The organism is Bacillus sp. HMA207 (genome assembly GCF_003402455.1).
GTDB lineage: Bacteria > Bacillota > Bacilli > Bacillales > Bacillaceae_G > Bacillus_A > Bacillus_A cereus.
The window spans coordinates 3,395,020-3,411,829 of sequence record NZ_BEZT01000001.1; the positions used below are offsets into that span (position 1 = coordinate 3,395,020).

Sequence of the window (16,810 nt, forward strand, 5' to 3'; positions counted from 1 at the left end):
TTACTTATCTTTTTTGCCATTGTGAAGTTCGGTTACGAAGTGCTTTCGTTCCCCATTCATATACAACTCTCACTACAATATTTGTAACAACAATAAGTACACTCATTGCAGCTGCTGGCGCTACATTTCCTGCATCATCCATATTTACGATTGATACGGCAGCTAGTTTAAAATCAGCTGCATATAGGAATACAACTGCCGATACAGTTACCATTGAATTTACGAAGTAGTACATTACCATTTCTAAAATTGCTGGTAAACACATTGGTACTGTTACTCGGAAGAATGTTTTATAAAACGGAATACCCATCGACTGCGAAACAAGCTCAAACTCTCGGTCTAATTTCTTTAAGGCAGTCGTTGCCGTGACAAATGTTACAGAATAAAAATGAATGATATTTACTAGTACTAATACAGCGATTGTTCCGTATAAAGAATGAAACGGATTCGTTACTGATAGTCCAAGAATTTGAATCGTTGGTTGACTAAAGAAAAAGACATATCCTAATCCGAGTACTAAACCTGGTATCGCTAACGGCACTATAGAGAAAAAGTAACCTGTTTTTCTGAAAAATTGTAGCTGGTCTATTTTCTCAATTGCATATGCGAATGCAAATGTTAAAATCGCCCCAATAACTGCTGTAACTGCTGAAACAATTACGCTATTTTTAAATGCTTCAAGTCCATCTCCTGTTAAACTTGAAAAATTAAAATGCTCAAATGTAAAACTCATATTATATGGCCATACTTTCACACTTGCAGCAATACCAACTGCAACAAATAATAGAATGATCATAAGGGTAATCACACTACAATATATGAATGAAATTACATCTCTTTTCTTATTAGCTATTATTCTGTATGGTACTGCTTTTGAAGATAAGAAATTCGCCTGCTTTCTTTGCGTAATACGATCAACTGCAAATGCGAATATAGCTGGGATTAATAAAATCATTCCAACTGTTGCACCCATCGACATATTTTGCTGTCCAATTACTTGTTTGTATACGTCAGTAGCAAGCACATTATATTGTCCACCAACAATTTTTGGTGCCCCAAAATCAGTGAAACTAAGTGTAAACACAACAAACATTGCACTAATTAATCCGTACTTTACACTAGGTAAAGTAACCGTGAAAAATTGTTTTGTTTTACTCGCCCCTAGCATATTAGAAGCTTCATATAAACGATAATCGGATCCTTGAAAGGAAATTAGTAATATGAGAAAGGCTTGCGGAAATGTATACATAACTTCAGCTATTACAATTCCTACTGGTCCATATAAAGGGATTTGTATACCTTCAAATAACCCAAACATTCCTTTCGTTACTAGCCCTTGATTACCAAATAAATATGTAAGTGCTATACCATGCATCATCGTTGGTGCAAACAATGGTAATAACGCTACATACTGAAATACACGCTTTCCAAAAACATTCGTACGGGCAATTGCATATGCGTAAACGAATGCAATTGAAACTGAAATAATTGTTGTTGCGCCCGAAATCCATACCGTATTTTGTAAAGACTGAACTAAAGTCGGTGTTGTGAAATATTTACTGAAATTCGCTAAACCAATGAAAACTCCATCTTTATTATAAAAAGCTTGTGTAAATAGTTGTAATAGTGGTAATACAAGTATGATAAGGAAAGAAAAAATCATACCGATAATTACAAGCCTTTGGATCCATTCCTCTTTCCCTATACTTCTCTTAATCTTTTTTTTCGCACTTTCTACCTTGTAGTTTTCTAACATCTCCATCTATACAATGACCTTCTTTCCATATGACAACATATGATTTTCTGAGAAAGAGATTTGAATCGGCTTTCCTTTTCTAATATCAGCTACTTCTACTTCTGATGCTAATATATCCACTACAATTTTCTCATTATAAAGGTGTGTGTTTTCTTCTACGACTCGCACTTCCGTCCGATATACAGATCCACGAAACTCCATACTTTCCACAACTGTTTTAATACCGTCCTTTTGTACAATTGTTACATGTTCAGGACGAATTGCATGCTCTTCGTTATTTTTCGAAAAGAAATTAATAGAACCAATAAAATCTGCCACAAACGGATTGGCTGGTCTTTGATAAATCTCCTCTGGTGTTCCAATCTGCATAATTTCCGCATGATTCATTACAACAATTTTATCAGCCATCGTTAATGCCTCTTCTTGATCATGCGTGACCATAATAGTTGTTACTCCTACTTTCTCTTGCAAATCACGCATTTCTCTACGTAACTTTTCACGTACTTTCGCATCTAAAGCAGATAACGGCTCATCAAGTAACAAAATATCTGGAGACAGAGCGAGCGCACGTGCAAGTGCCACTCGCTGCTGTTGTCCACCAGACATTTGAGCAGGATATTTATCTTTTACATTCAGTAAATCTACAAGTTTTAACGCCTCTAGCGCTTTCTCTTTTACTTCTGCTTTTCCATATTTTTTTGTCTTTAAGCCGTATTCAATATTTTCAAGTGCTGTTAAATTCGGAAATAATGCATACGATTGAAACACCATTCCGAAGTTTCTCTTTCCAGGAGGTAATGCTGTAATATCTTTTCCATTCACAGCTATACTACCTGTTGTTGCCTCTTCTAGACCTGCTAAAATTCGAAGCAATGTCGTTTTCCCACAACCACTTGGGCCTAATAAACATACAAACTCATTTTTGTTCACAGTAAAAGAAATATCTTTTAACGCTGTAAATGCATCAAACTGTTTTTGAATGTGTTGAATTGATAAATATTCGCTCATTTTTTCTCTCTCCCACTCACTTACTTTTTCGGTTCTGCTTTTTGTCCAAACTCTTTTTCCCATTTTTCTAAAATTTTGTCACGATTTTCTGCTGCCCACTTAAAGTCATTCTTTTTGTATAACTTTTCTGTTACATCTTTAGGGAATCCATCTGGAAGTTTATAATCATTTTTAATTGTCGCAAATCCATTTTTCTCGAAGTATAACTTCATTACATCATCAGTAATCGCCCAATCTAAAAATGCTTGCGCTAATTTTTCATTTTTTGCATTATCTTTTTTAATAAGTGCGTTCGCTTCTACTTCCCAACCTAATCCTTCTTTCGGCAATACAACTTCAACTGGTGCACCTTTTTGTTTCTCTTTCAAAGCACTATAAACCATTGATACGCCAACTGGATATTCACCCGCTCCTGCTAATTTCGCTGGTTTTGATCCTGAATGCGTATAACTTGCCATATTATCATGAAGTTTCTTCATGTAATCCCAGCCTTTATCTTCACCCATGATTTGTAGCCATGCAGAAACTGTTAAAAATCCTGTTCCAGATGATGCTGGATGTGGCATAACAAGTGTTCCTTTATACTCTGGTTTCGTTAAATCTTCATATGATTCTGGCATCGGTAAATTTTTCTTCTTTAACTCTTCTTTATTTACAGCAATCCCCGTCATAAATGCAGTATTTCCTACCCATTTTTCAGGTTGCTTATCATCTTTAAATTGTGGAAGAACACGATCTGCTCCTTTTGGAGAGTATCCTTTTAACATATCTTTTTTATCTAAAGCTAATAGACTTGATGCCGCAGTTCCCCATACAACATCTGCTTGTGTATTTTTCCCTTCAGCTAGCAATTTCGCAGTAATAACTCCTGTTGAATCACGTACAATGTTCAATTTCACATCAGGATATTTCTTTTTAAAGGAATCAAGATAAATTGGTACAAGCTCTTCTTCAATTGCTGTGTAAACAGTTAATGATCCAGATAATTTGTCATCTTTCACTTTCGCTCCAGCACTTTCTTCCTTCTTTGCACCACACCCCATTAATAACGAAAATACCATTCCAGTCGCTACAGCTTTAAAGATTGTTTTTTTCACTGTTTCTCTCTCCTTTTACAAATCTTATGTACAACTCAAATATAAACAACTAGTGTAAAAGCAGTATTAAACCAACATTAATCTTTTGTTTGTTGTTTGTTTTTGTGTAATACGTTGCTACTTCTATGTTTTTTCGCATTTTTCTGCTCATAGAAAACACTAAATTTACAAATAATTAAAAAAACCTTTATAATCCCACAAAAAAATGAGGCGTTTGTAAAAAACGCCTCATTTTTGTTTCCCTTTTTTTGAATTACGATTCGCATACTTTGCGCTATTTTCTCCTTCATACTCTAATGCAAATTCTGCATCTGGTAAGCTTTCTTTCGGAGTTTTATTATTATTGATTGCCGCATTTTGTTTCACTTTTCTTTTTACCAATACATTCACCTGCTCTCAAGAAATCACTTTCTACTCTAGTTTGAAACAACTTAAAATAATTATTACTGGCAAGTGTTAACAAGTACATAAGAGGCGTTAGATGGAAATACTACATATGAAGAAATCATTATAAAAAGGAGCGATAATTTTGAAGAAAAAAGAAAAGATTCAATCACCCATTTTAGACGAAACGCTCCCGCATCAAATGAATTTTCCATCTTTTAAAGGAACAGGAAAAACGATGCAACAACCTTTTGTGAATCAATATAATGTTGTAATTGGAGACAGTAAATATAATTCCGAGAACAGTCCGCTTAACAATTGGAGTGATGAAGTAGATCCTGCCATTATGGCTGGCGATGAGTGGATCCATCCTACAAATGATATTGGGTGGATTTCAGAAGAAAATCAAGAGTTGCTAAAAAACGAAGCGGATAATAAAGATGAAGCTTTCATGCATCCACAATTTGGAATTAACGACTAAAAAACCATTCTACCTAACGTAGGTAGAATGGTTTCATACTATCCAATAATAATCCGCTCTTTCGGGTATTTATAGCGAGGTGGTTGTTCCCTTCCACCACTAGCTAAAATAAATGTTAAAATACCAACGCGTCCGATAAACATAAGCACAATAAGTACAAGTTTCCCAACAGTTGTTAAATCAGGCGTGACACCTGTTGATAGTCCCGTCGTTCCGAAAGCAGAACAAACTTCAACAATTAAGCTCATAAGCGGTACATTTTCCGTAATAGATAAAATGAATAGCGCAGTAGCACATAACAAAATCCCCATCGTCATAACGACAGATGCTTTCAGTACATCCTCTTCATGTAGCTGACGTTTGAAGACTCTAACTGTTCTACCGCCCCTTGCAAAGGTGTATAGTGACAATATACTAACAGCAAATGTAGTTGTACGTATTCCGCCCCCAACCGAACTTGGAGATGCCCCTATAAACATTAATATACTCATAAATAAAAGCGTCGGTTGTGATAATTCACGTATATCCATTGTTGCAAGTCCACCACTTCGCGTCGTCACAGATTGGAATAATGTATAAAATACAGTTTCATGCCATGACTTTCCTACTAAAAAATGATTTCTCTCCAGTAAAAAAATCATAATTGTACCAACAACAACGAGTGCAAAAAATGTTGTTGTCGTCAATTTTGTAAATAATGAAAAACGGAATAATTGTTGTCTCCTTTTACTAAGGAATTGTTTCACTTCCATTAGCACAGGGAAACCAATCGCTCCTAAAATAATTAGTAACATATGAATCATTTGAACAATATAATCTTTTTTATACGGAATTAATGATTGTCCTGTTAAATCAAATCCGCCGTTCGTAGTCGCACTAACAGCTGCAAAGAAACCGTGAAAATAAGCTTCTTGCCAAGTCGGAAAGTAAAGTAAAAATCTTGTCCCCAATAAGATTGCTCCAATAAGTTCTATTGAAATAATTACAATTAAAATAGAACGCATCAATTCTACGAGACCCGATAAATTTCCTTGATTATGGTCTGCCATAATTAATCTTCTTCTTTGCAAACCAATCTTTTTCCCCGTAATGATCCAAACAAATGTCCCAAGCGCCATAATTCCTAAGCCGCCTAATTGTAAAATAAGAGCTAAAACAATAATTCCTGCTGTAGTAAACGTATCTGAAATCGTAATAACAGACAGTCCCGTAACACTTACCGCACTAACCGATGTAAAAAGCGCATCTATAAATGTCCATTTCACACCAGGCTTCGTAACAAACGGTAAACTAAGCAATATCACCGATACAACTACCGCTAATAAATAAAACAAAACGATGAGTTGTACAGGACGTAATTTTTGTAAAAACTTTTTTATATCTCTCATTCCATCACTTCGCTACCTTTTTTCTATCGATTAAATAAAGAAAAATCTTTACTTTCTTTATTTGTAAATAACTGCTCAAATAATTTGGCAAAGACCATTCCATATACAGTTCCATTACCTCCATACGGCAATGCATAAAACAAATTATGTATCTTTTCGTCTTCTTTTAAAATGGGGAGACCATCATGAGTACCACCAAATGCGGCTGCCCAATAGTAGTCTGCCTGTATATTTTTATACTGCGGGAACATCTCTTTTACAATATTAATAAGGATATCACGCTTATGCAATAATTTCGTATCACCAATTGTTTGAATTTGTAGCGCTTCATCTAATCCGCCTACAATAATGCGGTTTCGATACGTTCGAAAATATAAGTAGGGCCGTGCCGTTTCCCAAATTAACGATCGCTCATGCCAGCCTTCAAATTGATCTATTTCATTTGTTACAATTGCATAAGAGGTGTCTACTGTTGTATTTTTTTCTTTCTTTCCAAAAAGCGCCTCATAACCTGTCGCCATAATAATATTCTTTGCTACAATTTGATTTCCTGTTTTCGTGTAACAAATTAAATCATTTTTGCGTTTTTTTATATGTATTGCCTCTGTATGTTCATATATATTAGCTCCCATTTGGTTTGCTTTATGCAAAAGACTGTGCGCTAATAAATACGGATTCACCTCGGCATCACCGTGTGTATATAATGCCGCTTGTTTTATGAAAGGATAACGTTTCTTAATATCAGCTTCTGTAAAATATTCAACTGGAAATCCATAATTCTGTAACGTATTATATTCCTCTTGTAAAAATGAGACATCCTCACTTTTACTTGCATAATATAAACTATTTCGCGGAATAAAATGGGGATTAATATCAAGAGTCGGTATAACCTCTTCCATTGTTCTTAGCGCTTCATAACAAAGCTTATATGCTCGTACCCCTTTTTCTTTACCCAATGTATGGATAAGAGAGGTTAACGATTTATCATGAAGAAATTGTAGTAAACCTGTATTAGCAGCTGTGCTACCACATGCAATTACTCTTTTTTCAATAAGTGTAACACTCATGCCAATTTTCGCTAACGAATGCGCTATATGAGCACCGGCTTCGCCACTTCCGACTACGAGCACATCACATATCATATCATTTTCTAACAGTGGATAACAAGGTACAGAAACTCCTGTATTCCAAAACAACTTACCCATCATAAGTTTCATAATTATACTCCTAAAATATAAATTTCTCCTTTCTATGTTTTGTTATTTTTCATAAAAAAATCCAACTAACATAGGCTAGTTGGATTTTTTATTTTTAATTAGAACGCTCTTCAAGCCAATTTCCAATCGTCGGATATGTTTGTTTTACAGCTGTTCCACCGTAAACGATAGACATATGCCCTGTCGGTAAACATACATATTGTTTATCTGTGCTAGAAATATGGTCTAGTAATGCTTCTACTTGACATGGCAAAGCGATATGATCACGTTTCCCGGAAATATTTAAGACATTCGCCTTAATATTTGCAAGATCTACCTTTTGTCCGCGAATAACGAGTTCACCCTTAACCAATTTATTATTTTGATAAAAATCACGAATCCACTGTCTGTATGATTCACCTGGGAACGGAATACCATCACCAACCCACTTTTGAACCAATCTCCAGCTTTCGACGAAGCGTTCATTCTCTGAACGATCTACTAGAGCAACATATGGACCAACAAAGTTCGTAATTGGCTTTAACATTTTGTTTCCGAAATCAATCATTTCTGGCGGAATATTTCCAAATGTATCAACCGCTTTATCTAAATTGAAGTATTTCTCATCTAATAAAGGACCATACAATCCTGTTTCAGAGAAATCAAAAGGACTTGTCATGAAAATTAAATTACGAATTGGCATGTGCGGATGAAGCGCTGCATAAATAGAAGTTAGCGTTCCACCCATGCAATAACCAAGTAAAGAAATCTCGTCCGATTTTGCAGTTCGCATTACTTTTTTTACTGCTTTTGCAATATAATCAAACACGAAATCATCAAATTTCAAATGACTATCTTCTAAACCAAATGTGCCCCAATCAAGCATATATACATCAAAACCACGATCCACTAGATATTCCACTAAACTATTTCCAGGAGTTAAATCCATAATATATGGTTTATTAATAAGAGCATATATTAACAGAATTGGAACTCTTTGTGTTTTTTCTTGTTTTGGAATGTAGCGATAAAGCTTCGTCTTATTCTTCGTCCAAATAACCTCTTTCGGCGTTAATCCGACTTGCGGCTCTGGTTCACGTAATAAAATTTCACTCGCCCTTTTCACTCGGCGGTATGCTTTTCGGTACTCTTCTGGGTATAGCTCTAATTGCTTTTCCCATTCTGTTGCGAATGTAGTCATTTTTCTATCTCCTTTTTGGTCGATTTCCTTCTTAAAAAAAAGAAGTGCATTCCTGCTATGGATATGCACTTTTTTCTTACTTCATTACATATATAATCCGCCGTTAATGTTTAATTGTTGACCTGTGATATACGCACCGTCACGGCATAGGTATACTACACCTTTTGCAATTTCATCAGCTTGACCAAAACGTTTTTTCGGGATTTTTGCAACGATTTTTTGACGTACTTCTTCTGGTACTTCTGCTACCATTTCAGTATCAATAAATCCTGGGCAAATAGCATTTACAGTGACATTTGTTTTTGCAAGTTCTAACGCTAATGATTTTGTAAATCCTAACATCCCCGCTTTTGCTGCTGAGTAGTTTGTTTGGCCAAATCCACCTGCTTGACCAATAATAGAAGAAATGCTAATAATTCTTCCTTCTTCTGCTTCCGTTATGTATGGAAGAACCGCACTTGTCGTATTAAATACGCTGCTTAAATTCACGTCAATTACGCGCTCCCAATCTTCACGATTTAACTTTTTGAATGTACGGTCTCTTGTAATACCAGCATTATTAACAAGAATATCAACTTTACCAAAATGATTCACAGCTTCTTCTACAAGTCGGTTTGCATCTTCTACTTTAGAAACATCCGCTTGCACTGCATAAACGTCATGTCCGTCTTTTCCTAATTCATTTACTAAATTTTCAGCTGCTTCTTTACTGCTATTATAGTTAATAACTACTTTCGCTCCCTCTTGTGCTAATGCTACTGTAATTGCTTTTCCAATTCCTTTTGCTCCACCTGTTACGATTGCTACTTTTCCATTTAATTGAACCATTTCTTTTCCCCCTTAAATGAATTTGTGAACGATTGTTATGAATCATTTTGGTACTCATACTATAGAGTCCATATATAATTATGTTTCGCTGTTTATACGTGAAAAGAGATTCTCCCTCTCTCTTTTATCTGTTATAAACAAGCGCTTTTATCATTTTTTATTTTCTGGTTTATTCGCAGGCTTTACCTCTTCTTTTACAGGTACTTGTAGTTTAGCTAGTACTGCATTTTGCTTTTCTAGCAATTCTAAAATTTGATCTACTTTTGTTTCAAGCGTACGAATATCTTGTTTTACTTTCGTTACATCACGCTTTAATGTAGGAGCTTGCCCTAAAGAATCTACTTTCTCCTCTAGAAACTCCTCAATGTTATCTACTTTATTTTCTAAGTTAATAACAAGCGTAGCCACTCTTGCGATATCCTCTTTCGTCGGCACATTTACTTGTTCTAAATAGTTTTTTGTCGTATCATTTAATGCTTTTTGATAAAACAAATTCAAATCTAGAACGCTGCCCATCCAAGCAGAATATTCTTCTGTTTTAATTGTTTCATTGAGCGCTTTTCCCCAAAATGTTTCGGTTTGTTCATAAGCATTTTTCCATGCTTGTAGTGGATCGAATTTTTGATCAATCACTTTACCTACACTCCCTTTTTCGTTTTTGAAACAATTCAACCTATTCACTATTTTCTAATATTCTGAATAAAACTTCAAGTCTATATTTTATTTTTTTCTATTTTCTAACAAATGTGTTGACTTTAAAAACAGATAGGTGTAAATTGCACTTATAAGCAAAAAATTCCATCTAACTGATTCATGAGGTGATGCACAATCATGCTACAAAATGAACCAGAACAACGCGAAAGTTTGGAGAGCAACCAAGCGAAACAACCAAACTCCATGCCAAAAAACTTCTTAGTTCCCTTCTTACTTCTCTGTCTAAAAGACTGGAGTCTTCATGGTTACAAACTTATTCAAATGCTAATGGATATCGGCTTTTCTTCTGTTGACCAAGGTAATGTTTATAGAACACTACGCAAATTAGAAAAAGAAAACCTTATTTCTTCTACTTGGGATACAAGCGATGGAGGGCCGGCAAAAAGAATTTATTCTTTAACTGAATATGGAGAGCAATATTTAACAACATGTGCGACTTCTTTTGAACATTATCAAAATATGTTGCGAACGTTTTTCACGTTATACACCAATGCATTCTTTCCATTTTCTACTTCTCCAGAAAAGGATGAAACGGATTCTTCATCTTCACCTGGTGGTACAGCAGAGTAATCTGCGTTCACAATATGCAAAAAAACATTTGGGGGTCAAACAATGGAAACTAAACCATACGAATTAGTCGATGCATTTTGGAAAAACTGGTCTCAATCACTTTCCCTTTTCTCTTCAGCTGGGAAGCAATTAGAGCAACTTACTTTAGAAACATTAAAACAACAACAAGACGCTTTGCATAAATTAACATCAGGAGTAGATGAACTAGAAAAAGAACTACAACAACTCACTGCTCAGTTCAATAACCAATATACAGATTACGTGAAACAATTAACTGGAAACTCCTTAAATGATCAAATTAACGAGTGGCAGGACAAATGGAAGGAACTTTCTGCTCATATGCATCAGCTTACTGTTTCTCCTACAAAAACATCATTGTCAATTCTTACCCAAACAAGCGGCCAATTTGAAGAAACAACAAAACAATTTATTGAGCAACAACAATTACAACGTGAAGAGGCTCAAAAACAGTTAGAGGGTTTTTTGGAAGAGTTCAAGTCAAAACAGTTGGAACTCGCAAAAAAGTTCGAGGAAAACTCAAAAAATCTATTTACTTCCATCAAGTAAGAAAAATGTGGGAGCTAACCGCAGCACAAACAAAACTCTTTCTTCCTCCTACTACATCAAGATGGCTAACATTTTTCGATATGGAAAAGAAGGAGGACAAAATGAATCCATTTCAAGAAGCACAAACTGTTCCGGAGCTTCGTTATGATGAGATTCAAGTCGGTGATCAAGCATCCCTTACAAAAACAATTACAGATGAAGATGTTATCAATTTTGCAAAATTGACTGGGGATGTGAATCCTATTCACATTTTAGATTCTTTTGCAAAAACGACAATGTTTAAAGAACGTATTGCTCACGGTATGCTCGTTTCGAGTTTTATTTCTACCATCCTTGGAACGAAACTCCCAGGCAAAAATACGATTTATTTATCCCAAAATGTTTCATTCCGTGCCCCTGTCAAAATCGGTGATACACTTCGCGTTGTGGCAGAGGTTATTAAGAAGCGTGATGATAAAAAAATCATTACGCTGCAAACAAACATATATAATCAATCAGATGATATTGTCGTGGAAGGAACAGCGACAATACTAAAAAAAGAGTAGCAAATTTGCTACTCTTTTTTCTATCCAAGAACTTCTAATCGCACCGATTACTTCCGCGTATGAGTACGTCGTTTCCACATAAAATAACGTTACCAGTTTAGATAAGAACTTAGCTGAACTGGACTACTCATAAGGATGTGTATCAACATGGTAAAAACAAACAAATTATTAGTTCCAGGTGCAGAACAAGCACTTGAACAATTTAAATATGAAATTGCACAAGAATTTGGTGTAAGTTTAGGATCTAATACAGCATCTCGTTCTAACGGTTCAGTTGGCGGTGAAGTAACAAAACGTCTTGTTGCTTTAGCTCAACAACAATTACGTGGATAATAATATAACATATGGCTTAGAGGCAGATATTCTCTGCCTCTTTCTATTTTCAACATACATAATGGTGCTTTTTCACATACTAATCAAAGCAAAACGAAAGGAGCGATATGTGAAATGAAACGGATTAATATTAGCATGAGCCCTCCCCGCGTTCTTACTTTGTCTTTTCTTGTATTATCAGTTGTCGGCACATGTTTATTAAAACTACCCATTGCTACGACAACGTCCATTTCATGGCTCGATGCCTTATTTACAACCGTTTCCGCTTGTACTGTTACTGGGCTTGGTGTTGTAGATACTGGAAAAGTATTTACTTTGTTTGGACAATGTGTCATTTTAACGCTTATACAAGTTGGCGGGCTTGGCATTATGAGCTTTGCTGTCTTAATTGCGATTATGCTCGGAAGAAAAATCGGTCTTCAAAATCGGATTTTACTGCAACAAGCATTAAATCAAACGAATATCGGCGGCATCATCCGTCTTGCCAAAGCATTATTTTTATTCTCTTTTACAGTCGAATGTATCGCTACTATAATTCTTTCTTTTGAATGGGTACCAAAATATGGGGTTATGAAAGGGATCTATTATAGTTTTTTCCATTCAATCTCAGCCTTTAACAATGCTGGCTTTTCTGTGTGGAGCGATAATTTAATGTCCCATTCTCATAGCATTCTTGTCAATCTCGTCATTTCCTCTCTCATCATTTTAGGTGGAATTGGTTTTACAGTAATCGTAGACATAAAAAGAAAGAAAAACTTTAAAAACCTTACACTACATTCAAAACTTATGCTCTCTTCTACTCTAATCGTCAACATTATTGCTACCCTTTTTATTTTTATATTCGAGTTCCATAACTCCCTTTCTATGAGAGGTTTTACCCCATTTGAAGAAGGATTAGCCTCTTATTTCCAAGCAATTTCAACGCGAACTGCCGGGTTTAATACAGTTGATATTTCTACATTGTCAAAACCTTCTCTTCTATTAATGATGCTCCTTATGTTTATTGGTGCTGGTAGCGCTTCAACTGGTGGTGGGATTAAGTTAACAACATTTTTAATCATATTTTTTGGCGTATTTAAATTTTTACAACAACAAGAGGATATTGTCGTATTTAAAAAATCCATTAAAGATACTCTCATTGTCAAATCATTAACCATTACTATTATTTCAATTTCATTTATCTTTTTTGCTATTTTAATTTTGAGTATTACTGAGCGAGTTCCTCTATTGATGAGTGCTTTCGAAGTATTTTCAGCATTTGGGACTGTTGGCCTCAGTATGAATTTAACACCCCACTTAACTATAATCGGAAAAGCTATTATTATCTTTATGATGTTTTTCGGGAAAATGGGTCCTTTAACATTGGCTTTTTCATTTGCTCGTAAAAAGAACCTGAAAATAAAATATCCGAATGAAGATATTTTAACAGGTTGACAACCGTATAAATTATCCATATAATGAGAATACAATAACATATCTCCAAAGGGGAGTAGCGTCCAAGAATATTTCTTGGAAACAAAGTCGTCATTACGTAGAACTTAGTTCTTCCGGCTTTGTTGGCATTTTTTATTACATATGTCTAGCAAGACCTTTGCCTATTAACGGCAGAGGTCTTTTTTGCATTCACTTCCAGATTCTTCCAAAGTTAATAGGCAGGAGTATGGGGAAACTAAATAGTGGGGAAATTCTTCACTTATTTAGAACTTATAGAAATGAGAGGAGAATGTACATGGATGTATCATTATTATTGGAGTATGGTTGGGTATTACTCATCCTAATTGCACTTGAAGGGATTTTAGCGGCTGATAACGCTCTTGTTCTTGCAATTATGGTAAAACATTTACCAGAAGAAAAAAGAAAGAAAGCACTATTTTATGGATTAGCGGGGGCATTTGTTTTCCGATTTGGATCGTTATTTATGATTTCGTTCTTAGTCGATGTATGGCAAGTGCAAGCAATCGGTGCCATCTACCTTATGTTTATCGCTGGTAATCACTTATTTAAAACATATGTTAAAAAGAACACAGATGAAGAAACAGAAGAAAAAGAAGCAAAGAAAAAACAAGAGAACTTTTGGTGGACTGTATTTAAAGTTGAGGTTGCTGATATCGCCTTCGCAGTTGATTCAATTTTAGCTGCTGTTGCACTAGCAATGACTTTACCAAAAACAGGATTAGGTACAATTGGTAGTCTTGATACTGGGCAATTCGTTGTTATCTTTGTAGGTGGACTTATCGGATTAATCATTATGCGATTTGCAGCAACTGCTTTCGTACAAATCTTAAAACGTAAACCAGGACTTGAAACCGCAGCATTCTTAATTGTAGGTTGGGTTGGTGTGAAGCTAGCAGTTTATACATTAGCACACCCTGCATTAAATGTAATTCCACATTCATTCCCAGAATCCACTCCGTGGAAGCTTACATTCTGGATTGTATTAGTCGGAATCGCAGTTGGTGGTTGGTTCTTCTCAAAAGAAGTAGAAGTAAAAGTAGAAAAGAATTTAGACGAAAAAGCGCTGTAATTACAGCGCTTTTTCTTTTTCTTTCTTCCTCCCAATGTCCAGAAAAAATTCCATTATACTACCTTTTGTAAACGTTTTCTTAATGTATGTATGTCCTTTTTGTGAAACATTGCACAAACTTATTGAAAGTGAGAACAATTCCATGTACTTTATTCATATAAGGAGTATTTATAGAAGATTTACTAAAGGAGCGTATTACTCATGCTAGAACAAGGACTAGATTATGTTGTCAAACTGGCTAAAAGCAAAAAGAAAATACTAGATACAAACCCAATGCAATATTTCATTCGTGCTGCACTTGCGGGTATTTATATCGGTTTTATTATTGTACTATGTTTTAAATTAGGTAACTTTTTTCACATTGCAGATTCACCAGCAACTTATTTAGCTGCTTCTATGTTTTTCGGGATTGCTCTCGTACTTATTATATATGGCGGTGCTGAATTGTTTACTGGGAACACAATGTACTTTACTGTAGCAACTTTAAGAAAAGAAACAACGATTTCTGATACACTACGTAACTGGGTTGCTTGTTATGCAGGTAACTTAGCCGGCGCGTTATTCTTTGCCTTACTATTTTACGCAACTGGAATTTTTGAAGCAATTGATCACGGTCACTTAATGAGTAAAGTCGTTGAAGGAAAGATGAACACACCTACAATGCAGTTATTCTTTAAAGCCATTTTATGTAACTGGCTCGTATGTCTTGCTTGTTTCTTACCTTCTCAGGTTAAAGGTGACACAGCAAAAATAATAGTCATGATGCTACTTGTTTTCACATTCTTCTTATCTGGTTACGAACATAGTATTGCAAACTTATCACTCTTTGCTTTATCTTTAGTTTCACCGCATCCTGAGACAATTTCTTTTTCAGGTGCTATTCATAACTTAATTCCTGTTACAATCGGTAACATTATTGGCGGATCAGTATTTGTCGGTATGGTATACCACTACTTAACAAAGAAAACACCTGAAGTTCAACAGGAAGAAACTGAAATCGCAGCAGCTCAACAAGAAGAGATTATTCCTTTACAAGCACATATGAAACATTAAAAACTCCAAAGTTTTACTTTGGAGTTTTTAGCTTCCCACGTATTTAACAACAAGGTGAGGATTAATTTCTCCTTCTTCTTTTCCCTTATCCATTCTCTGTTTCATCTTGTGCATACCGATGACATCATTCGTATGAAGGTGAATTTCATTCACATATAATCCCTCTGTACAAAAAGCTTCTACAAAATCTAGTCCATTTTTTGCTCTCCACCCCATATTAAAATCAAGGGAAAGAATATTCACATCATAATTCCGAACCATTTGCAAGGCACATTCTACCGTAGTTGCGGACACATACCCGAACGGGCAACTTCTTTGATCATCCATATATACGTTCATTTTTGACTCCCTCTCTAATTTGAATATGCGGCCAATACATAACACATTGCCCCAAGACTAATAAAAGGACCAAATGGAATTGGCTTTCCTACTTCTATACGTTTTAATACGATACCAATCCCGAAAAAACAAAGACTAAAACAAGATGCTAAAAATAAAACGATAAAAACTCCCTTCACTCCTACTATAAAACCAAGTAACGAAAGTAGTTTTATATCTCCTCCGCCAAGCCCTTCTGGATATATCTTTTGCATGCAATATAACAAAAGGAATATAACACCACTACCAACTATACTATCTGTCCAAGTAACTAATTGTACAAAAATACTTTCGAGAATGAGTAAAACGGCAAACGAAATTAAAATACAATCAGGAATTAACATATATAAGTAATCTGTAACTGAAATAATAAGAAGTAGCGAAAAAAGGGATAAAACGATAATAAGTTCTCGTTCTATTCCAATCATATACACGGTAAGAAGAAATATACTTCCTGTTATACATTCAAATGCTACATATATAATTGGAATTTTCCTCTTACAATTCGTACAACAGCCTCTTTGTATATAAAATGAAATGATGGGGATTAGTTCTTTTGGCCTTAGCACATATTTGCAATAATAACAATGTGAACGCGGGGTAATAATAGACGCACCTAATGGAACCCTCACCGCAACTAACATAAAAAAAGAACCAAACACCATCCCTGCTAACAGTGCATATAAATAAGTGAACATCCCTTCCTCTCCTTTCCAAAAAAACATAGCAAAAAAAGGAGAGAACTTCTACTTCATATTATCCTTTATTCTACTAAAAAAGCAGGCCA

General features: G+C 35.2%; 19 protein-coding genes and 1 riboswitch. Of the genes, 8 read left to right on the top strand and 11 right to left on the bottom strand.

Annotation, left to right across the window (positions count from 1 at the left end; all coding sequences use genetic code 11):
- Positions 1 to 4: 4 nt before the first annotated feature.
- From HMAS_RS17535 to HMAS_RS27745, 4 genes are all read right to left on the bottom strand, one after another.
- Entirely contained in the window at positions 5 to 1,762 is a 1,758-nt protein-coding gene (locus tag HMAS_RS17535) for a putative 2-aminoethylphosphonate ABC transporter permease subunit (protein WP_116344941.1), read from the bottom strand.
- A complete protein-coding gene (locus tag HMAS_RS17540) occupies positions 1,763 to 2,764 on the bottom strand; it encodes a putative 2-aminoethylphosphonate ABC transporter ATP-binding protein (RefSeq protein WP_000006190.1) in 1,002 nt (333 codons plus the stop codon).
- A 20-nt stretch (positions 2,765 to 2,784) separates the two neighbouring features.
- A complete protein-coding gene (locus HMAS_RS17545) occupies positions 2,785 to 3,861 on the bottom strand; it encodes a putative 2-aminoethylphosphonate ABC transporter substrate-binding protein (RefSeq protein ID WP_000750895.1) in 1,077 nt (358 codons plus the stop codon).
- Positions 3,862 to 4,089: 228 nt separating this feature from the next.
- Entirely contained in the window at positions 4,090 to 4,242 is a 153-nt protein-coding gene (locus tag HMAS_RS27745; protein ID WP_000240799.1) for a hypothetical protein, read from the bottom strand.
- A 148-nt stretch (positions 4,243 to 4,390) separates the two neighbouring features.
- Between HMAS_RS27745 and HMAS_RS17555 the strand changes: the two genes are divergently transcribed.
- A complete protein-coding gene (locus HMAS_RS17555; RefSeq protein WP_000726027.1) occupies positions 4,391 to 4,726 on the top strand; it encodes a DUF3905 domain-containing protein in 336 nt (111 codons plus the stop codon).
- Between the two features lie 38 nt (positions 4,727 to 4,764).
- Here the strand turns inward: HMAS_RS17555 and HMAS_RS17560 are convergent, their stop codons facing one another.
- The 5 genes from HMAS_RS17560 to phaR form a co-directional block, all read right to left on the bottom strand.
- Complete coding sequence (locus tag HMAS_RS17560) at positions 4,765 to 6,114, bottom strand: TrkH family potassium uptake protein (RefSeq protein ID WP_001204707.1); 1,350 nt, start codon at positions 6,112 to 6,114, stop codon at positions 4,765 to 4,767.
- Between the two features lie 23 nt (positions 6,115 to 6,137).
- Complete coding sequence (locus HMAS_RS17565) at positions 6,138 to 7,331, bottom strand: NAD(P)/FAD-dependent oxidoreductase (protein WP_025710309.1); 1,194 nt, start codon at positions 7,329 to 7,331, stop codon at positions 6,138 to 6,140.
- A gap of 94 nt (positions 7,332 to 7,425) precedes the next feature.
- Positions 7,426 to 8,511 carry a class III poly(R)-hydroxyalkanoic acid synthase subunit PhaC gene (gene phaC, locus HMAS_RS17570; RefSeq protein WP_000206336.1) on the bottom strand — a complete coding sequence of 362 codons (1,086 nt, stop codon included), beginning with the start codon at positions 8,509 to 8,511 and terminating at the stop codon, positions 7,426 to 7,428.
- A gap of 84 nt (positions 8,512 to 8,595) precedes the next feature.
- On the bottom strand, positions 8,596 to 9,339 hold the full coding sequence (locus tag HMAS_RS17575) for an acetoacetyl-CoA reductase (RefSeq protein WP_000250407.1): 744 nt from the start codon (positions 9,337 to 9,339) through the stop codon (positions 8,596 to 8,598).
- Positions 9,340 to 9,489: 150 nt separating this feature from the next.
- On the bottom strand, positions 9,490 to 9,972 hold the full coding sequence (gene phaR, locus HMAS_RS17580) for a polyhydroxyalkanoic acid synthase subunit PhaR (RefSeq protein ID WP_000566942.1): 483 nt from the start codon (positions 9,970 to 9,972) through the stop codon (positions 9,490 to 9,492).
- A gap of 198 nt (positions 9,973 to 10,170) precedes the next feature.
- On the opposite strand from phaR, the gene phaQ reads away from it, so the two are divergent.
- The 7 genes from phaQ (at position 10,171) to HMAS_RS17615 (ending at position 15,645) form a co-directional block, all read left to right on the top strand.
- A complete protein-coding gene (phaQ, locus tag HMAS_RS17585; protein WP_000939956.1) occupies positions 10,171 to 10,623 on the top strand; it encodes a poly-beta-hydroxybutyrate-responsive repressor in 453 nt (150 codons plus the stop codon).
- 42 nt (positions 10,624 to 10,665) lie between these two features.
- Positions 10,666 to 11,190, top strand: a complete 525-nt coding sequence (gene phaP / locus HMAS_RS17590) for a polyhydroxyalkanoic acid inclusion protein PhaP (protein WP_000448594.1) — start codon at positions 10,666 to 10,668, stop codon at positions 11,188 to 11,190.
- Between the two features lie 101 nt (positions 11,191 to 11,291).
- Positions 11,292 to 11,735, top strand: coding sequence for a MaoC family dehydratase (locus HMAS_RS17595; protein WP_001067916.1), 444 nt, complete (start codon positions 11,292 to 11,294; stop codon positions 11,733 to 11,735).
- 147 nt (positions 11,736 to 11,882) lie between these two features.
- Entirely contained in the window at positions 11,883 to 12,068 is a 186-nt protein-coding gene (locus HMAS_RS17600; protein WP_000241212.1) for an alpha/beta-type small acid-soluble spore protein, read from the top strand.
- Between the two features lie 114 nt (positions 12,069 to 12,182).
- Entirely contained in the window at positions 12,183 to 13,502 is a 1,320-nt protein-coding gene (locus HMAS_RS17605) for a TrkH family potassium uptake protein (protein WP_000822361.1), read from the top strand.
- 38 nt (positions 13,503 to 13,540) lie between these two features.
- Positions 13,541 to 13,707, top strand: a riboswitch (yybP-ykoY riboswitch).
- Positions 13,708 to 13,797: 90 nt separating this feature from the next.
- Positions 13,798 to 14,592, top strand: a complete 795-nt coding sequence (locus HMAS_RS17610) for a TerC family protein (RefSeq protein ID WP_000383326.1) — start codon at positions 13,798 to 13,800, stop codon at positions 14,590 to 14,592.
- A 201-nt stretch (positions 14,593 to 14,793) separates the two neighbouring features.
- Positions 14,794 to 15,645 (top strand): formate/nitrite transporter family protein, encoded by an 852-nt coding sequence (locus HMAS_RS17615; RefSeq protein WP_000893026.1) that lies wholly within the window; start codon positions 14,794 to 14,796, stop codon positions 15,643 to 15,645.
- Positions 15,646 to 15,672: 27 nt separating this feature from the next.
- Here the strand turns inward: HMAS_RS17615 and HMAS_RS17620 are convergent, their stop codons facing one another.
- A complete protein-coding gene (locus HMAS_RS17620; RefSeq protein WP_001103771.1) occupies positions 15,673 to 15,984 on the bottom strand; it encodes a cyclic-phosphate processing receiver domain-containing protein in 312 nt (103 codons plus the stop codon).
- A gap of 14 nt (positions 15,985 to 15,998) precedes the next feature.
- Entirely contained in the window at positions 15,999 to 16,721 is a 723-nt protein-coding gene (locus tag HMAS_RS17625; protein WP_016122146.1) for a prepilin peptidase, read from the bottom strand.
- Positions 16,722 to 16,810 lie beyond the last annotated feature (89 nt).

Bases quoted from the DNA above. Each gene is read 5' to 3' on its own strand.
- HMAS_RS17575 (WP_000250407.1), bottom strand. From the start codon at position 9,339: ATGGTTCAATTAAATGGAAAAGTAGCAATCGTAACAGGTGGAGCAAAA.
- HMAS_RS17540 (WP_000006190.1), bottom strand. From the start codon at position 2,764: ATGAGCGAATATTTATCAATTCAACACATTCAAAAACAGTTTGATGCA.
- HMAS_RS17560 (WP_001204707.1), bottom strand. From the start codon at position 6,114: ATGAGAGATATAAAAAAGTTTTTACAAAAATTACGTCCTGTACAACTC.
- phaC (WP_000206336.1), bottom strand. From the start codon at position 8,511: ATGACTACATTCGCAACAGAATGGGAAAAGCAATTAGAGCTATACCCA.
- HMAS_RS17625 (WP_016122146.1), bottom strand. From the start codon at position 16,721: ATGTTCACTTATTTATATGCACTGTTAGCAGGGATGGTGTTTGGTTCT.
- HMAS_RS17565 (WP_025710309.1), bottom strand. From the start codon at position 7,331: ATGAAACTTATGATGGGTAAGTTGTTTTGGAATACAGGAGTTTCTGTA.
- HMAS_RS17535 (WP_116344941.1), bottom strand. From the start codon at position 1,762: ATGGAGATGTTAGAAAACTACAAGGTAGAAAGTGCGAAAAAAAAGATT.
- HMAS_RS17600 (WP_000241212.1), top strand. From the start codon at position 11,883: ATGGTAAAAACAAACAAATTATTAGTTCCAGGTGCAGAACAAGCACTT.
- HMAS_RS17595 (WP_001067916.1), top strand. From the start codon at position 11,292: ATGAATCCATTTCAAGAAGCACAAACTGTTCCGGAGCTTCGTTATGAT.
- HMAS_RS17615 (WP_000893026.1), top strand. From the start codon at position 14,794: ATGCTAGAACAAGGACTAGATTATGTTGTCAAACTGGCTAAAAGCAAA.
- HMAS_RS17610 (WP_000383326.1), top strand. From the start codon at position 13,798: ATGGATGTATCATTATTATTGGAGTATGGTTGGGTATTACTCATCCTA.
- HMAS_RS17605 (WP_000822361.1), top strand. From the start codon at position 12,183: ATGAAACGGATTAATATTAGCATGAGCCCTCCCCGCGTTCTTACTTTG.
- phaQ (WP_000939956.1), top strand. From the start codon at position 10,171: ATGCTACAAAATGAACCAGAACAACGCGAAAGTTTGGAGAGCAACCAA.
- phaP (WP_000448594.1), top strand. From the start codon at position 10,666: ATGGAAACTAAACCATACGAATTAGTCGATGCATTTTGGAAAAACTGG.
- HMAS_RS17620 (WP_001103771.1), bottom strand. From the start codon at position 15,984: ATGAACGTATATATGGATGATCAAAGAAGTTGCCCGTTCGGGTATGTG.